Source organism: Qipengyuania sp. MTN3-11, assembly GCF_042851825.1.
Lineage (GTDB): Bacteria > Pseudomonadota > Alphaproteobacteria > Sphingomonadales > Sphingomonadaceae > Qipengyuania.
On record NZ_BTGM01000005.1, the window covers coordinates 20,966 to 35,712 of the forward strand.

The 14,747-nt window shown below is 58.5% G+C and carries 15 protein-coding genes; 6 read left to right on the top strand and 9 right to left on the bottom strand.

All coding sequences use genetic code 11. The features are described from left to right. Position 1 precedes the first annotated feature (1 nt). The 6 genes from ACGHN1_RS14550 to ACGHN1_RS14575 all read right to left on the bottom strand — a co-directional run bounded on the left by ACGHN1_RS14550 (position 2) and on the right by ACGHN1_RS14575 (position 6,589). Positions 2 to 712 (bottom strand): hypothetical protein, encoded by a 711-nt coding sequence (locus tag ACGHN1_RS14550; RefSeq protein WP_390551599.1) that lies wholly within the window; start codon positions 710 to 712, stop codon positions 2 to 4. Beyond that, positions 697 to 2,199: a hypothetical protein gene (locus tag ACGHN1_RS14555; protein ID WP_390551600.1), complete on the bottom strand. Its 1,503-nt coding sequence runs from the start codon at positions 2,197 to 2,199 to the stop codon at positions 697 to 699. Before ACGHN1_RS14555 ends, ACGHN1_RS14550 begins: the two co-directional genes overlap by 16 nt. Then, on the bottom strand, positions 2,199 to 4,568 hold the full coding sequence (locus ACGHN1_RS14560; RefSeq protein ID WP_390551601.1) for a hypothetical protein: 2,370 nt from the start codon (positions 4,566 to 4,568) through the stop codon (positions 2,199 to 2,201). The genes ACGHN1_RS14555 and ACGHN1_RS14560 overlap by 1 nt, the downstream gene beginning before the upstream one ends. Continuing rightward, on the bottom strand, positions 4,565 to 5,329 hold the full coding sequence (locus ACGHN1_RS14565) for a hypothetical protein (RefSeq protein WP_390551602.1): 765 nt from the start codon (positions 5,327 to 5,329) through the stop codon (positions 4,565 to 4,567). Before ACGHN1_RS14565 ends, ACGHN1_RS14560 begins: the two co-directional genes overlap by 4 nt. Positions 5,330 to 5,419: 90 nt before the next feature. Next, on the bottom strand, positions 5,420 to 5,797 hold the full coding sequence (locus tag ACGHN1_RS14570) for a hypothetical protein (protein WP_390551603.1): 378 nt from the start codon (positions 5,795 to 5,797) through the stop codon (positions 5,420 to 5,422). A 216-nt stretch (positions 5,798 to 6,013) separates the two neighbouring features. Further along, positions 6,014 to 6,589: a hypothetical protein gene (locus ACGHN1_RS14575; RefSeq protein WP_390551604.1), complete on the bottom strand. Its 576-nt coding sequence runs from the start codon at positions 6,587 to 6,589 to the stop codon at positions 6,014 to 6,016. Between the two features lie 375 nt (positions 6,590 to 6,964). Between ACGHN1_RS14575 and ACGHN1_RS14580 the strand changes: the two genes are divergently transcribed. The 6 genes from ACGHN1_RS14580 (at position 6,965) to ACGHN1_RS14605 (ending at position 11,467) form a co-directional block, all read left to right on the top strand. Further along, positions 6,965 to 7,228 (top strand): LysR family transcriptional regulator, encoded by a 264-nt coding sequence (locus ACGHN1_RS14580; protein WP_390551605.1) that lies wholly within the window; start codon positions 6,965 to 6,967, stop codon positions 7,226 to 7,228. Positions 7,229 to 7,235: 7 nt separating this feature from the next. Continuing rightward, positions 7,236 to 7,457, top strand: a complete 222-nt coding sequence (locus ACGHN1_RS14585) for a hypothetical protein (RefSeq protein WP_390551606.1) — start codon at positions 7,236 to 7,238, stop codon at positions 7,455 to 7,457. A gap of 839 nt (positions 7,458 to 8,296) precedes the next feature. Further along, on the top strand, positions 8,297 to 9,175 hold the full coding sequence (locus ACGHN1_RS14590) for a LysR family transcriptional regulator (RefSeq protein WP_390551607.1): 879 nt from the start codon (positions 8,297 to 8,299) through the stop codon (positions 9,173 to 9,175). A gap of 11 nt (positions 9,176 to 9,186) precedes the next feature. Then, positions 9,187 to 9,840, top strand: coding sequence for an HAD-IA family hydrolase (locus ACGHN1_RS14595; protein WP_390551608.1), 654 nt, complete (start codon positions 9,187 to 9,189; stop codon positions 9,838 to 9,840). Between the two features lie 421 nt (positions 9,841 to 10,261). Next, the gene (locus ACGHN1_RS14600) at positions 10,262 to 10,657 is read left to right on the top strand and encodes a hypothetical protein (protein WP_390551609.1); all 396 of its coding nucleotides are present in this window, start codon (positions 10,262 to 10,264) and stop codon (positions 10,655 to 10,657) included. Positions 10,658 to 10,714: 57 nt separating this feature from the next. Further along, positions 10,715 to 11,467, top strand: a complete 753-nt coding sequence (locus ACGHN1_RS14605) for an aldo/keto reductase (RefSeq protein WP_390551610.1) — start codon at positions 10,715 to 10,717, stop codon at positions 11,465 to 11,467. A gap of 105 nt (positions 11,468 to 11,572) precedes the next feature. Here ACGHN1_RS14605 and ACGHN1_RS14610 read toward each other — a convergent pair whose 3' ends face one another. From ACGHN1_RS14610 to bla, 3 genes are all read right to left on the bottom strand, one after another. Beyond that, positions 11,573 to 11,776, bottom strand: coding sequence for a hypothetical protein (locus ACGHN1_RS14610; protein ID WP_390551611.1), 204 nt, complete (start codon positions 11,774 to 11,776; stop codon positions 11,573 to 11,575). Between the two features lie 321 nt (positions 11,777 to 12,097). After that, positions 12,098 to 12,994: an FAD-dependent oxidoreductase gene (locus ACGHN1_RS14615; protein ID WP_390551612.1), complete on the bottom strand. Its 897-nt coding sequence runs from the start codon at positions 12,992 to 12,994 to the stop codon at positions 12,098 to 12,100. 190 nt (positions 12,995 to 13,184) lie between these two features. Continuing rightward, positions 13,185 to 14,150 (bottom strand): class A beta-lactamase, encoded by a 966-nt coding sequence (gene bla / locus ACGHN1_RS14620; RefSeq protein ID WP_390551613.1) that lies wholly within the window; start codon positions 14,148 to 14,150, stop codon positions 13,185 to 13,187. Between the last annotated feature and the right edge of the window lie 597 nt (positions 14,151 to 14,747).

Genomic DNA, 14,747 nt, shown 5'->3' on the forward strand with positions numbered 1-14,747 from the left:
TCTAAGGGACATCGACGTAATCCTTGCAAAGATTTTCCGCGTCGCGCGGGCGGGGAGCGGGTGGCGGGGGCGGAGCGGGTGGTTCCGGATCCCTTAACGGGGCGACCGGCGGCGGGATAACGGACGGGCCTTCGTGATAGCCGGGCGGCGGCACAAATTCGGGCGGTGGCTGCGGGAACATCAGTCTGCATTCCTGCTCTGCCTTGCGCATCGTCACACTGGCCAGCGTCTGCAGCACCGCATCGCAATCGGCATCATTATGGCACGTGCCCCAGAAGATAGGTTCCTCTTCCTCATTCCAGATAGCTACTGCCGCGCTTTGGGGACCGTCATAATAATTTGTGATCAGATAGCGCGTGCCGTCACCTGCGAGATGTTTGCGGTAGGCGGGCCTGCCATTGATGGTGATCGCGTCGCCCCATTGGTCATCCTCCATTGCCCTGCCGAACGGATCGAGGACATAATCGAACCGCAGGTCGCCCGAACGCCAGACCAGTTGCACACTGTCATCGCCCAGCGGACATTCGCTTGCACCGTTCGCGCAGGTTTCTGTCGCGGCATCGAAGGTGAGGCCGACGGGAAAGAAAAAACTCATGGTGCCGAGCGATATGCCGGTCGACGAACGCACTTCCGGTTCGGGCACGACAATATCGGTCGGCTCACTGCAAGCCGTGAGCCCCGCAATCAGCGCGACGATCAGCCGCCGCCACATTGCAGGCCATCCGCATTAGCCGTCAGTGTGACGCCGCGCGGATTGACGCGGAAGCCGCCTTCCCACCCTGCCCACAGGACGCGCACCGTTGTGCTCGGCGCCAGCTTGCAGCTGAGCGTACCGTTCTCGGTGGTGCATTGGGCCGCCTTGGGGTCTGCGAACACCTGCAGATCTTCCAGCTGCCCCACTTCGGGCAGGTGGGACAGGAGGGTCGCTTCCTCGCGCCCGAAACGGATGCAATCCATGTAGGAGAAAGGATCGGGTTCGGGTTCCGTCGGTTTGTCTATCGCGTCGGGGATCGGGCGGTCTTCGGCCACGGCGGCTAGTCGCGCCAAGAGACTGTCGGTCGTTTCCTGCCAAGAGGCATCGGCCTGCGCCTGCATCCGCGCCGCGTCGGATAAATCGATCGTGACCACACCCGTAACTGGAGAACCGTCAATCACCGTCACATTGCCCGGGTTGTTCCGCAAACGCGCGATGGCTTCGGGCGATCCGGTGAGATCGAAGCCTGCCACTAGCGCATCGCTGCCAGCGGTCGGCGATCGTTTTGCTGCTTCTACCACCAACCATCCATGGCGTCGCAACAGCCCGTCGCGGTCGAGCGTTTCGGCGGCGAGTGTCGCCAGCATATCGCGGGCGAGAGCGCGCAGCGATCTGCTCGATGCATTTTGTCGCGCGTCAGTCAGTGCCCGCTCCACAAGATCGAGCGAGGCCTGTTCGAGAGGAATGCGCGTCTCGTCCAGCAACTCGCCATTCGCTACCCTCACGGCATAGGGGCGCAAGTCTCTTTCACGCAGCCAGCGCTGGGCCGCTTGCGGGGACAGGGTTGTCGGGAAGTACACGCGGGTCCGGTCTGCCCAAACGGGATAGGGGCCGTCGCGATTAGTTGCGGTTCCCGGGGGAATTAAGGCTGCAATCGCTGCCCAGCCTTCGCGCGTACCGAAGCCCGCCGGAACTAGCGGAAAGGCAGTGGTTTTCAAATCGGTATATAGCGCAAAGCGACCAAGCAAGCGGCCTTCGCCATCGCGATAGACCAGATAGGATTCGCCGCGGCGTACTGCTAGCGTGCCGGGATGGCAGCTGTTGAGATTGCGTACCCCGCCGATCGCGTATTCGGCTTCGACCGGATAGGGGAACGGTGCGACCCGGCCCTGCTCGTCCACCCAGTGCATCGGCTCTAACTCCCGGCTATCCGCCGCTGCCTGACCCACAAGCAGGGTGAAGCGGTCGGGCGAATGGCCCTTGATCCGGTCGATCACATGGAAAGTGGTGGCCGGAACCCCCCAGCGCGGATCGCTTCCGAATGCTGTGCGAGTTTCGCTCGCCACTGCGATATCGACCGTCGCGGCGGCCTGCATCATCTTGCCGGCAAAGAACGGCGTGGATGCGGTGCCAACTGGCTCGGGCGCCTGCGTGTACTGGCACGCCCAAGCAGGGCTGGCGGTTAACAGGGCGGTTGCCGCGAGTGCCGGCATCACGATCCGCATTATTGATCTTCCCCGGCAAGACCTGCCTCAACCAGAGCCGCTTGGATCGGCGCAATGGCCGCGCGCAGTTCGTCCAACGGCATGGGTTCCGGATAGAGCGCGACCGGGCGCACCATGCCATCGGCATCGATCCGGGCAGGGGGCATTGCGGCAGTCACGACCCAATTGCCTTCGGTGCGCGCCGTGCCTTCGCCACCCTGGACATAGGCGGCATGGCGATAGAGCCGGTTGCTGAGGTGCAGTACCCAGCGCGATCCCGGCTCCAGCGAATCCGGCAGGCCCGGCAGCAGCACCGGCTCTTCCATCGTTTGTCCGTAACGGGTCATGCCCGCCTCGTCGGTGCGCACGCCCGAAGCGAGGCGCTGGCGCAGCTCATCGCCCACATCAGCAGAGCCCTTCAGCACCTCGATCACCCGCCAGCGGACCGATGACGAATAACCATCAGGCCCACTGTCGGCGATGTCGATCCCGACCGGCTCGGCGATCACGATGTCGCTGGCGACCAGCGCCCGCGCCTTCACCGTCTGGCAGCCGTTCATGTCTTCCTGCGCTGCAATCGGATCGAAACCGGCGGCCCGCAAAGCCTGTATTTCGCGCAAGGTCCGACCGAAAGCGATCAGGAAGTGCGCCTGCTGCAGGGAGCCTGCTTTCGAGGGCTTCTGCGCGACCCAGATGCTTTCGTTGTGGTTTGTGGGCGAAGGCTCTGACCGCATGATAGGCGTTTCCGCCACCAGCGCGCGGATCGCGGCGAAGTCGGGATGCGCCTCGAGTGGATACCAGATCGCGTCGGGATCGCTGCGGATCGGTAGATCCTGCCGGTAGATCGCACTCTGGTTGTCCATTTCCAGGCGAACCAGCGGAGGCACAGTCAAATTGCCCGCGACGGCCGCTTGCGAGAACGGCTCCAGCGCGCGCACCCTCACCCCGACATAGCCGCCGATCGGCTCGATATAGATCTCGCCCTGCAAGCCCGCCTGTTCCATCTGCGCGGCGATAGCGTCGCGCGCCTCCGACAGCGCATTGCCGCCCTGCGGCACAATCTGCGCGGTCACGTAGGGTTGCAGCGCCGCGGGCACCAGTTGCTCTCGCGTCGCCCCACCGGTGTGGTACAAATGCGCGGTGCCCTGATTTTCATCGACCCAGATTTGCGCTACGATGTCGCCACGCTCCAGCATCATGCCATCGCGCCATGCGCGCAGTTCCTCGACCCGCGCCATGTCGGCGGCATAGTCCGCTTCGGCGGCGGCGCGGCTGCCTAGTTCCTGCTGGCGGCCCGCAATCCCCGCCTCACGCCGCTGGGCGTCCCACACCTCGCGCGGCATGAATCCGCGCACCACCCGATATGGGCCGGGACAGGCCTCGGTGCCGACCAGCTCCTTTGGCGGGTTTACCTCGCCCGGTTGCAGGCCCATCAGAACGATCTCGCTATTGGCGAACACGCGCGCGCCGCCCAAACGATTGAGCACTGAGACACGTGCCGGGTCGGATAGGTCGAGCGCGTCGCTCGCCTGCCACATCGCCATGCGCGGCTCCTCGCCTTGCGGATAGAGCATCAGGCAGCCATCCTCCAGCGCCAGACGCGCAGGGACATCGGGCACGCCCACAAGCGTGCTGGGGTACATATCGGTACGGAAAGCGAATTGCGGGAAGCTTTTCACCCGCGTGTCGCCTGCGGCGGGCGCAGGGGGCGCGGCTATGGGCAGCGGGCGTGCTTCCACCAGATTGATGTAATCGGGCAATTCCAGTTCGCCGCGCGCTGCAGCGGCACGGATCGGCGCGGCATCCTGCGCCAGTTCCACCTCGACAACGCCGAAATTTTCGCGCGACCCGATGGTGGCCCAGCGGAACCCCAACCGGTCGAAATCCGCGATCAGCCGCTCCTGCGCCGCGCGCAATTCGATCAGCGTCGGGCCAGGCCGGTTGAGCGGGATAAACAACGGATCATCGGTATATTTCGCCAGCGTCTGCGCGGCATTGCGGGTGAAGGCGACGACCACGCCGTAGGTCGGCTGATGCTGGATCCACAGGCCAGCGAAGGTATCGGCCTCATTCTCGCGCAAGGTAGCTTGCAATGTGCCGATATCGGCATCGGGTGTAGGCGGCACTGGTGCTAGCCCGGGCTCGGTACGCGGGCTGACGGCGGAGCGCAGCTGAATTTCCATGCGCCGCTCGGCCTCTTCCACTCTGACGCAATAGGCACGGGCGTAAAGCGCGTTTTCCGAAAACTCACCCTCGTAGTTCTCGATGCTATCGATCTCTTCCGCCGTGAGATTTGGACAGGTTTCGGACAGCGCCTTCTCATCTTGGGCGATGGCGCGCGACGTGTGGGTCAGCGCGATCAGGCTGGCCGCGACAAGCAGGCGGTTCATTCGGCTTTCTCCACCGGGGTCGGATCGGCGATGCGTCCGATGTTGATCGCATTGAGCGCGCCCGCCGGCCGGTCATGGCGCGGAAAGATTCGGATATGCGGCGCCACGGCGGCGGGCACGGCGTCGTCGCGCTCAGCCGTACGCGGCGGATTGCTGATGGGCACCACGCGGGCGGCATTAAAGACCAGCTTCACGGGTTCGGGCAAGGTCACGCCCTTGCGCCGCACCAGATCGCGAAACTGACTCTCGGAGACGCTTAGTTCGACGGTTACCTCTTGCGTACCGATGCCCCTGGCCTGCAGCACCCGATCCTCGCGAAAAGTCTCCCACATGAAGTCGGCGGCGGCCATCAGCTCTTCCTGCGACCAGCGCACCGTTTCGCCGCGGAAGGTGGGGTTCCCGCTATATTTACGCAGCGTGGCAGGGCCCTGACGTAAGAATTCGAAGACGACACCGAGTTCGCCTTCATTGTCGTAATGCAGGGTCTGGAAATTTCCACGCTCTTCCCGGCGCAGTCGTTCGGCAAGCGCCTGAACCTCGTCGCTTACGCTGTTCTGATACTCGGCGACGCGCATGAATTCCGCATCGGCAGCATTCTGCTCTGCCGAGCGCGGTGCGAACGGCGGTGGCTCGACGGGATCGAACGCCGCAGGCGGTGCTGACAGGATAGTCGCAAAGCCGTCTGCGTTGAAGTCTGCCCGGAACGGCTGCGAAGTTTCCGAGATGTTCCTTTCCGGGCTGCTCGCGGTGCAGGCCGCCATCCCCATGGACGCCATTAAGATTACCAGCCAAGCAGGGGCCCCTCGGAATTTCATTCGGCAACCTCCTCCATTTTGTTCAGGCGCATCACATCAGCCTTCGGGGCATCCGTGTGGAATACTAACCCCATAGAAACGCTCGATATCGGTAATCGGCAATCCCTTATCGTTCTCGCGCAGATTACCGCCGGCGCCCTGTATCCTGCGGCCAAGGCGAATAATGTTGCCGGTTCGCGGTTCGTAGAGCCCGTCGCTGCTCGCAGTCAGGACCACGCCGGGATCGAACAGCACCGCAAAATTGCGCCCAGAGACCGACAATACGATGCATCCGTCGCGGATTTCGAGCGTGCCGCGATAGAGCGCTTCGCCAGCAAAAGCGTCGCGCGCGATGGAGAGGGGTGTTGGTTGGGAAACACTTTCCACCGCTCCCTTGGCGCAGCATGAAGAGCCGAGTAAAATGTAAACGGTCAAAGTGTTTGCCCGACCATGCATCACTGACCTCTTCGACCGGCAACTCGTAGTAGAAACTGTGTGATCAGCGTAGCTTCTTCACAATTCGAAGGCTTAATCTTGCTACACGCTGCAACTGACCGCTTGCTCAGACCTTGCTACAGTTCGTAAATTAATCGCAACGATTTTTCCAAGCTTGATCCACGACGATGAAAATTGGCCGCTGCAGACGAGATTTTATTCGGAATTGACAGCCACTCTTTTAATTTCAATTCCGCAACGACTTTTTCTCCTACTTCGCTGAAATTGTATCCAAAGATTTGAGCCAGCCTGAACAGATTGAACCTTCGTATCATGATCAAAGACTAATGTTGCAGCAAATTCGAGAGTTCGCATCGCCTCGGGTTTTGCGTCTGAGATGCGGATTACCGCTTGCAGTGCACGCTTTCTTCCATCCGCCCAACAGTTCAGATCGCTGAGGACGATCCGATTGATTGAACGACCGTCATCTCGATGCACGATAACCAACCGCTCCTCGTCGAACTGGTAAGGCATAAATTCGGCAGAACGAGGACGGGGAAAATCGGCAGGGATCGGCCGTGTACTCCACGGAGCGCCTAGTTCAGCGACCGCTTCGAAAACCTCTTCTTCGGACCCGAAAAGTGCGTCGGAACTCGACACCGCGGCGACTAGACATGCTCCGGCCACGAGCGCGAACAGAGCCCTGCCGAAAAAACCGAGCGGTTTCACGCCGCCTCGCGATCCGCCTAGCTCTCGTTCGAAATGCAGTTCTTCCAGTTGAGCCCTATTCATACTCTATCTTCCTACAACCGCACACTACGAATGCGACCTCGTACGTTTTCTTTATAAACGACGCGGACGCGATGTTCCGGCATGGCGCGCTTAAGAAGTCGGCATCAAACGATGACGAACTGTTCGCGATCGGAATTGCCTCTCAGCTAACTCGTCTCGAAACTGAATCGAATGTCATAAAAAAATGCGTCAAGTCGTAAATCGATATCGATCAAGCTTCCAATGGAGCGATACCTCCGTTCAAACATCAATCCATCCTGCGAAGACACGGAGGCCGCAAGCGAAATTTCTTTATGCGAGCTTCTATCTTTGCTGTGGTAGACGTGCGCCTTCCCGCACCCCAAGTTAACCAAAAGCATCTTCCAGGTAGGCCTTGTGATCCGACCTTATCTTCCTCTGAACGGTTTACGTGCATTCGAGGCGGTCGCGCGCCACTCGAGCTTCACGCATGCCGCAACCGAACTGCATGTCACGCCGGCGGCGTTGAATCATCGACTAAGGGGACTCGCGGGCCGACGCTTCAGCAACTCGGCTTGCTCCTGCTCGAATGCCGGGCGTACAGGCGTACGATTTCGCGCGCGACGAACTGATTCACATCCTGCGCTAGTCAGCCGGCAATGCGGCGCTCGTCAACGATGATTGCGACGTGTTCCGCTTCGGCATCAATGCCACGCCCGTTCCGCGCACCGATTTCACGATCAGCACCGATTCTTTGGCCTCCGCGATAGACGATCCAATCGCGATCTTTCCGATCGCATTACCGGACATCGAAGATGCTTTCCCTGTTCGTTTTCTTCGCGAGGATGATGGGCGGCTTGCGCGGAACGACGCGCGACCGGTGAATTCGCGCGGTCAGGACCGGCTTTGACGAGCGTGGTGTACGTGCAAGCGCAATGCTCAAGCAGGGGCCAAGTTTAATAAGTAGTTAGCGAAGATTAAGTGAAAGAAACTATCTGGTAAACTGTAGGTCACCGGTGTACAAATAGGGATGATCATTGATGCAGTTGTGCGACGATGTAACGCTTATCGACGCGATTCTTATAGTCAAATTGTCAAACCTAGCGATGAATTCATTGTTGTCCTTCCTTGTGATGTATGCGTTATTTCGATAGATCTTATGCTTCGGAACGTTAGGAGAACCCTCGAGTAACCAGTCATTGGTCCAACTGAATCTTTTGGTCGAAATCACCGGGAACAGGTCTGTGGTGTCCCTTTTGGGCCGGTTCACAGTTGGTTTGCTGGTCCCTAATTCATGTTCGCGCTCTTGCAGATACAGCTGCCATTGCTCTGCATCCTTAACCTCGACACGCGCGATCGATTGACATTCTTGCGCAAAATCTTCGAGGGTCGGGCTACAAGCGGTCAATGGCACCAGCCATGGAATCAGAGAAAGCGTGATCAACCTCATTCTGCCACAATAGCGAAGGACTTACGATGTGCAAATTGGCCGACGCCCGCAATCTTCGAGTGACGGCTATTTAAGCTGTTGAATGAAAAATTCGTCAGGTGACTCGGACTTCTTACCGATAGACTAATTTATCATTTCTAATCCAAATCTTACGAAGGTATTTCTTGGATGTTATAGATTTTCATAAAATGGAGGCTGCGCGCACAAAATTTTCTTTTCGAAGCTTTTATCTTTACTGATGTAGACGTGCGTCTATCAAACTCCCACGTTGATAAAAAAGGGCGTCTTAGGTAGTCCAAGTGATCCGACCTTATCTGCCGCTGAACGGTTTGCGTGCTTTCGAGGCCGTTGCGCGCCACCTGAGCTTCACACATGCCGCAACCGAGCTGCACGTGACACCGGCGGCGCTGAGCCATCAGGTCAGGGGACTGGAGGAACGGCTGGGAGTTCAGCTGTTTCGAAGGCTCCCACGTGGTCTTTCGCTGACGGATGAGGGCGTCGCGCTCCTTCCGGTGCTAAGCGAAGGGTTTGATCGCATCGCGGTGTTAATCGAGCATTTGACTGGCGAGCGTGCTGGCGAAGTCGTCACCGTGGGTGTGGTCGGCACCTTCGCCGTGGCATGGTTGTTCCCGCGACTAGATGCCTTTGCCAGAACCCATCCGGGCATCGAACTTCGTATTTCCACCAACAACAACCGCGTTGACCTTGCCGAGGAAGGTCTCGATTGTGCCATACGCTTCGGAAGTGGCGCGTGGAATTCGACCAATGCCGTGCATCTACTCGCGCCTCCGTTTACGCCTCTCTGCGCGCCAGCGGTCGCCGAGCGACTCCATGCACCCGTCGACGTTTTGTCGGAGCGTTTGCTTCGTTCCTATCGGGTCGCCGATTGGAGCATCTGGTTCGAAAGCGTGGGGATCGAAGCTCCGACTATTGGGGGCCCCATGTTCGATTCCGCTCGTCTCATGGTCGACGCCGCGGTCGCAGGATTCGGCGTCGCCCTGGCGCCCGCGGCCATGTTTCGCGAGCAGCTTTCGTCCGGGATACTAGTGCAACCGTATGATGAGACCGTTATGCTGGGCGCGTACTACATCACTTGGCTAAAATCGCAGCCGCTAACCGGCGCAACCAAAACCTTTGCAGACTGGCTGGTGCGCGAGACGAGCGCGTCCGAAGCGTGATGAGGCCAAGCGTGGATATCGTGGTGTTCGATCTCGACGGGACGCTGGTCGATACCTCCCCCGACCTTGTCGCAGCATTGAACGTTACGCTCGAGCATCTTGGAAGATCAACCGTCACATCCGAAATGGTGGCGCATCTGGCCGGCGAGGGCGCGCGCGCCCTCCTGCGTCGCGGCCTCGAACTCACCGGTGGCGTTCACGACGATCTCATTGAAAATGGGGTGCCGATCTTTCTCTCTCACTACGAGAACCATATCAGCGACCTGTCGGTTGTTCCAATGGGGTGTGAGGACGCGTTAACTGAACTCGACGGGAACGGCGTCCGCCTGGGGGTATGCACGAATAAGCCTGAACAGCTGGCGAGGAAGCTGCTTGAAGAACTCGGCTGGATCGAACGCTTCGCGAGCATTGTGGGTGGGGACACATTAGCCGTTCGCAAGCCCGATCCGGCTCCGCTGCTTCGCTGCGTCGCCGAGTGCGGTGACGGCCGAGCCGCATTCGTCGGGGACTCGTCTGTCGATCTCCAAACAGCGGAGGCGGTAGACCTTCCCTTCTGGTTCCTTTCTGCAACCGGGGCCGATTCGCCGGTAGGGGTACCTCCAGAAAGAAGAATCAGCGGTTTCGATAGGTTGCTCCCTGCGCTCCACATTCAGGACTTTCGATAGCTGACGAAATCGAAGCCGGCACCGATCAGAAATAATGTCACAGAGGGTTCATAGGATTCAAAGGCAAACCGGCTTTATCTGTGCCTGAGGAATTATAAGAGCAGCAGTGATGAAACCTCCTTTGCCAGACCCTTAGAGAATTGCGAAGTTCCATCACAAGGAGTGCGTAGGTGCGGACATCTTCTCGTTATCGAACTGTTCGCGGGGGAACGTCAGTTGAGGGTAAGAGCCTCGCGGCAGTGTCCAGAACAAGAGGGGGGCGGGTGACAGACAAACCCTTTGCCCCGCCGACCATGTCCCTCCGAGGCCGCTGCCACTGCTCTAAGATTCATGCGGGCTCGCTCGAAGACCGGTTGGGCAATTACCGCGCAAGGACCTCTGCACATCTCGTGCTAACTGGAACGATCAATGGGAGGGCACTTTGACCAGCGCCATGCAAAGCTTTGCAGCAGTCATTGGATCCTGCTGGTCGGCGGAGACTGCTACGACCTATAGCGCCGCTAATCCGGCCAGGGGCCAGTGCAGCGTCACCGCGCTGCTCGCGTTGGAGGTTGTCGGCGGCAGCCTCGCGAAGACAAGGGTTGAAGGTGCTTGGCACTTCTACAACGTGATCGAAGGTGAGCGGGTGGATCTGACGGTAGGACAGTTCGAGCGTCCGATCAGTTACCGCGATCTTCCGGCGACCGTGGATGAAGCGCTTGCGGATTGCAGTCCACAGCAGCTTGCGGCTTTGCGGGCGGCGTGGGTTGCGAGAAGTGCCACGGCGTGCGGCGTAAGCGTCGGTGCGAACATCAGTAGCGTCCAAGACCATCGATAATGAAATTGTTTGGAGCAATGCCGTTAGGTCGTGCTCCGAGATTGCGGAGGTCTGAGCATGCAATTGGTGGAACTGCGTGATGGGACATTAGTGTCCGCCATCGGTCAAGGGACGTGGAGCATGGCGGAGGATCGATCCCGCCGGTCCGACGAGATAGCGGCTCTTCGCGAGGGCATAGAGCTCGGCATGACCGTGATCGACACGGCTGAGAAGTATGCAGGCGGCGCGGTCGAGGAGTTGGTAGCGGACGCGATCGAAGGGAGGCGCGACCGGGTGTTCCTTGTCAGCAAGGTCCTGCCCGAGAATGCATCGCGCGAGCGGCTTCCGTTAGCCTGTCACGGCAGCCTCAGGCGGCTCGGCACCGACCGCCTGGACCTTTACCTCCTTCATTGGCGAGGGGGCGTGCCGTTGGAAGAGACTGTTGAAGCGCTCGAGGAACTCAAACGCGAAGGCAAGATCTTGCGCTGGGGCGTGAGCAACTTCGACACTGGCGACATGGAAGAGCTGACAAGCTTTAGCGGGCACAGGTGTGCGACCAATCAGATCCTCTATAATCTATCTCGGCGCGGTCCCGAACTTGGAGTTCTTCCGTGGCTCGCTGAGCACCGCATGCCTGTTATGGCTTACAGTCCAGTAGAACAGGGCCGTTTGCTCAAAAACGCAGCTTTGGAAAGTGTCGCCCAAAGTTTGGGGTCTTCGCCTGCTCAGGTCGCGTTGGCTTGGCTTCTTCGTCGGCCGAGTTTGATTGCAGTTCCGAAAACGGCAGCGAAGGGCATCAAAACGGCCCAAGGCTCTACTCGTAGATGGTAGAAACTTCGGGCTCAAACCAAGCGTTTTCGACAATTGAGCTTTTCAAATAGCTGACAGTCGCAAAACTACGCCTTTCAGTCGTAGCGAGAACTGACGCGCGTCCGGCTAAAAGTTTTCCGGCTGTCGGCATTCAAAGATGTCCGGCCCGGAAAAGAGATAGATCGGCCCGTCGCGGTTGGGATAAATCCATAGGTCGGGCAAACCGTCGCGCGCGGCGACGATGCGAAAACCCGTTACAACCATTCCTTCGTCGATTAAGCCGTTCGGGTGATCCCACAGATAGGCACCTTTATCTGCCCAGAAGATCATGTTTGAAGCGTGGTTGGTGCGGATTAAGTCGCTTGGACGCTCCGACGGGTCGTGTTCTTCGAACCTGCATACGCCGTTAAGTGTCGGCTGCAGCTGTTTGCTTGTGGGCGATGGTCGGAGAGGCCTCTTAGAGGATGAAGGGGTTGCTTCGAGCTCAGCATCGTATGCGTCACTATCCGCCTTAGGCAATTTATCGCAACCAGTGGTTAGTAAACCGAAAAGTACGAGGAACAGAGCGCGTATCATCTCGCTAGTCCAACCCCGTTGCAGTTGGGCCTGAGAAGCCTGAAGGCTCTCTTCCGTCCTGTGTCCTAAGGAATTTCATGGACACCTTGAGGCGAAAAGCGCTGCGTTTCGACCGAGTATGGAAGAGATTGCGTCGGGTGTTGTTTCTTCGTCCCAGATACCGCTCTCATAGGTTCCGCCTAGAACAATACCATCGGGACGGGGAAACATATACGACGATCCGAAAGTGTAGGCGTATCGGATCTCAGGTTGCGGAAGCAGCACCGCTAACTGTCCTCGCCGAGGGGACATGCCTTCGTCGCCGAACAACATCTTGGCTCCGAGCCCTGTGCAATTGAACACCGTGTCGTGCTCGAGAGATATGACCTCTGAGAGATTTCGGAAAACGCGCGTCTCGATCTTGCCACCCCTGAGTAAGAAGTCGTCGCTCAGTTTGCGAAGATAGCGGCCGGTTTCGACGTACATCGTATCGTAGCATCTAACGCGGTCCACATCGAATGGATGCTCATTGGCGTTTAGAACACGGGCTGCAGGCTGTACCATGGGTAGTGGCGCACCGTTCGCGCCTTCAAAGGTCGTAAGCCAACGGATCCCGTAGTCCTCGCCAACCAGCAATTGAAACCGGCGCCAGCTGTAGTCCAAAGCGGACCGATATTGGCGCAACCATGCTTCATCGACGGCGGTCCTATCGTAATGGCTGGCGGGATGGATCTGGCCGCCAGCGATATTAGAGGTCGTATGCGGCGGCGATTGTGCAGCGTAAATCACGACCTCATGACCGCGCTCTTGCAGCAGCCTTGCGGTAGAGAGGCCCATGATACCCGCTCCAATTACGGCCATCGACTTGTTCTGCGGCTGTTGAAGAAGTTCGACCGCGAGGCGCGAAGAACCCCAGCTCAGCGTTATCCCCGCACCCCCATGACCATAATTGTGGATCAGCACCTTGCCGCCTGGCAGCATTTCCTTCCGCACGACGAAACCCGAGGCACGGTAGGGTCTGAGGCCGGCAACGCTTCGGATCAGCCTTTCTGAAGAGATCAGTACGCGGGGAACGCAGCCTAGCTCGGGTGAGGGCCCATGAGACGGCATCCCGGTCCGAGCACACGCTCCGAGCATCAACGCCGATCCGGAGGTTGCGATGAACTGCCTCCTCTTCACGAGCCTACATCCCGGTCCCTCGAGATGAAATGCTCCGAAAGGCGAGACGACCGACATCTGATAAAGCCCTTACCGAGACGGGGTCCATCGGCTCCACGAGATTTGCTGGCTCGAAGTAGGCGGTAACAATCAGGGGCAATCGGCCTTCTGGCGCGCCGAATGCGATGTCGACATAGGTGTGCACATCATCACCGATTCCAGTACCGGTCTTGTCGCCAGCGACCCAGTCGTCGGGAAATCCGGCCCGAATGCGATCCATTCCGGTTCGTACCTGCGCCATCCAATCGCTAAGCGTCGCCGTATTCTCTACGGACAGAACTTTTCCGGTCATCAACCGTGCCAAGGTGTTACCCATTGCCATGGGCGTGGTACTATTGAGGGTCGTGCCGGGTGGGACCACGTTGAGTTCCGGCTCGTACATGTCGAGCCTGCTAATCTCATCGCCGGTCGATCGCCAAAACGCAGTGAGCGTCTCTGGCCCGCCTAAGCGACGAAGAAGAACGTTGGCGGCGGTGTTGTCGCTGGTGACGAGGGTGGCCCATGCGAGCTCACGCATGGAGAGTCCAGTCGCGATATTCGCGCGTGTGACCGGACTGACCCACATCATGTCCGATTCGGTCCAGTGGAGGATTTCGCCAAGATCGATTGTTCCACGCTCATCGAGGGCTAGAACCATCGCAGCGAGTGACAGCTTGAAGGAACTGGCATGCGCGAAGCGCTCATTCTCACGCCAACCGAAGCTGCGTCCATTTGAAGTATCCAAAACGTATGCTCCGAGACGACCTCCCGCGCTGCGTTCTATCCCGCGAAGCCTTTCGCGATAGTTCGTAGTCATATCTTTCGTGCCGATGGTGTCTGATTCCCGTCCAGAAGTACAGCCGTTGAGAGCACAGACCAACGCACCGGTAAGAACTGTGCGTCGCGTCGGATGGGTCAGCTTGACAAAATCGCGCGATCCGTACGCCATCATCTCTCCTTTAAACCGTCTTAAGTTAGGTTATTCTATCGATTTGACACTTCCGTTCTAAGCCCCAAGAAAGGGCTTAGATGTCCAACTTGGCAGGCCCATCGTACTCTTGTGAACCGTGCTTATAGGTATCCCAAACAAAATGTGCTGATGAGAGAAGCTAGAAAATTTTGACTCTCTTGATTTCACTGTAACTCTCTCTTCCCCAACATGCTCCGCGCTTTGAAAGGTCTTCCGGGCTTTCATAAAATCTGGAATCCTGCTGCTGAACGAGCAGCGGCAAAGTTTTTCGTATGTCGAAACCTCGGCTTTGGAAAAGCTGGTGCGATCTCACTTTGATTGGAAAGAGCGGTCGTGAGAAATCGCGATGCCTGCGTTCGACGTCAGCGACCATCTTCGCCGCTGTGGTTCGGACGTGGTCTCGAATCGGAGCCTCAGACCCCTATCGTTCGCCGGCTTTTCAAAACCTCAGCCATTCATGGACGGAATGGCAATTCGTCTTTCCGCGAACTGAAAGCGAATTATCGGAACGATGCCGAATAAACGCTCGGTCGTCGTCTGCGGAGCAGCGCTCCCAGCAGAATTCGCAAAGGTCCGAAC

What these genes read in the sequence shown, in the direction of transcription:
- ACGHN1_RS14550 (WP_390551599.1), bottom strand. Translation starts at nt 712, where the DNA reads ATGTGGCGGCGGCTGATCGTCGCGCTGATTGCGGGGCTCACGGCTTGC.
- ACGHN1_RS14555 (WP_390551600.1), bottom strand. Translation starts at nt 2,199, where the DNA reads ATGCGGATCGTGATGCCGGCACTCGCGGCAACCGCCCTGTTAACCGCC.
- ACGHN1_RS14560 (WP_390551601.1), bottom strand. Translation starts at nt 4,568, where the DNA reads ATGAACCGCCTGCTTGTCGCGGCCAGCCTGATCGCGCTGACCCACACG.
- ACGHN1_RS14565 (WP_390551602.1), bottom strand. Translation starts at nt 5,329, where the DNA reads ATGGCGGCCTGCACCGCGAGCAGCCCGGAAAGGAACATCTCGGAAACT.
- ACGHN1_RS14575 (WP_390551604.1), bottom strand. Translation starts at nt 6,589, where the DNA reads ATGAATAGGGCTCAACTGGAAGAACTGCATTTCGAACGAGAGCTAGGC.
- ACGHN1_RS14605 (WP_390551610.1), top strand. Translation starts at nt 10,715, where the DNA reads ATGCAATTGGTGGAACTGCGTGATGGGACATTAGTGTCCGCCATCGGT.
- ACGHN1_RS14610 (WP_390551611.1), bottom strand. Translation starts at nt 11,776, where the DNA reads ATGATCTTCTGGGCAGATAAAGGTGCCTATCTGTGGGATCACCCGAAC.
- bla (WP_390551613.1), bottom strand. Translation starts at nt 14,150, where the DNA reads ATGATGGCGTACGGATCGCGCGATTTTGTCAAGCTGACCCATCCGACG.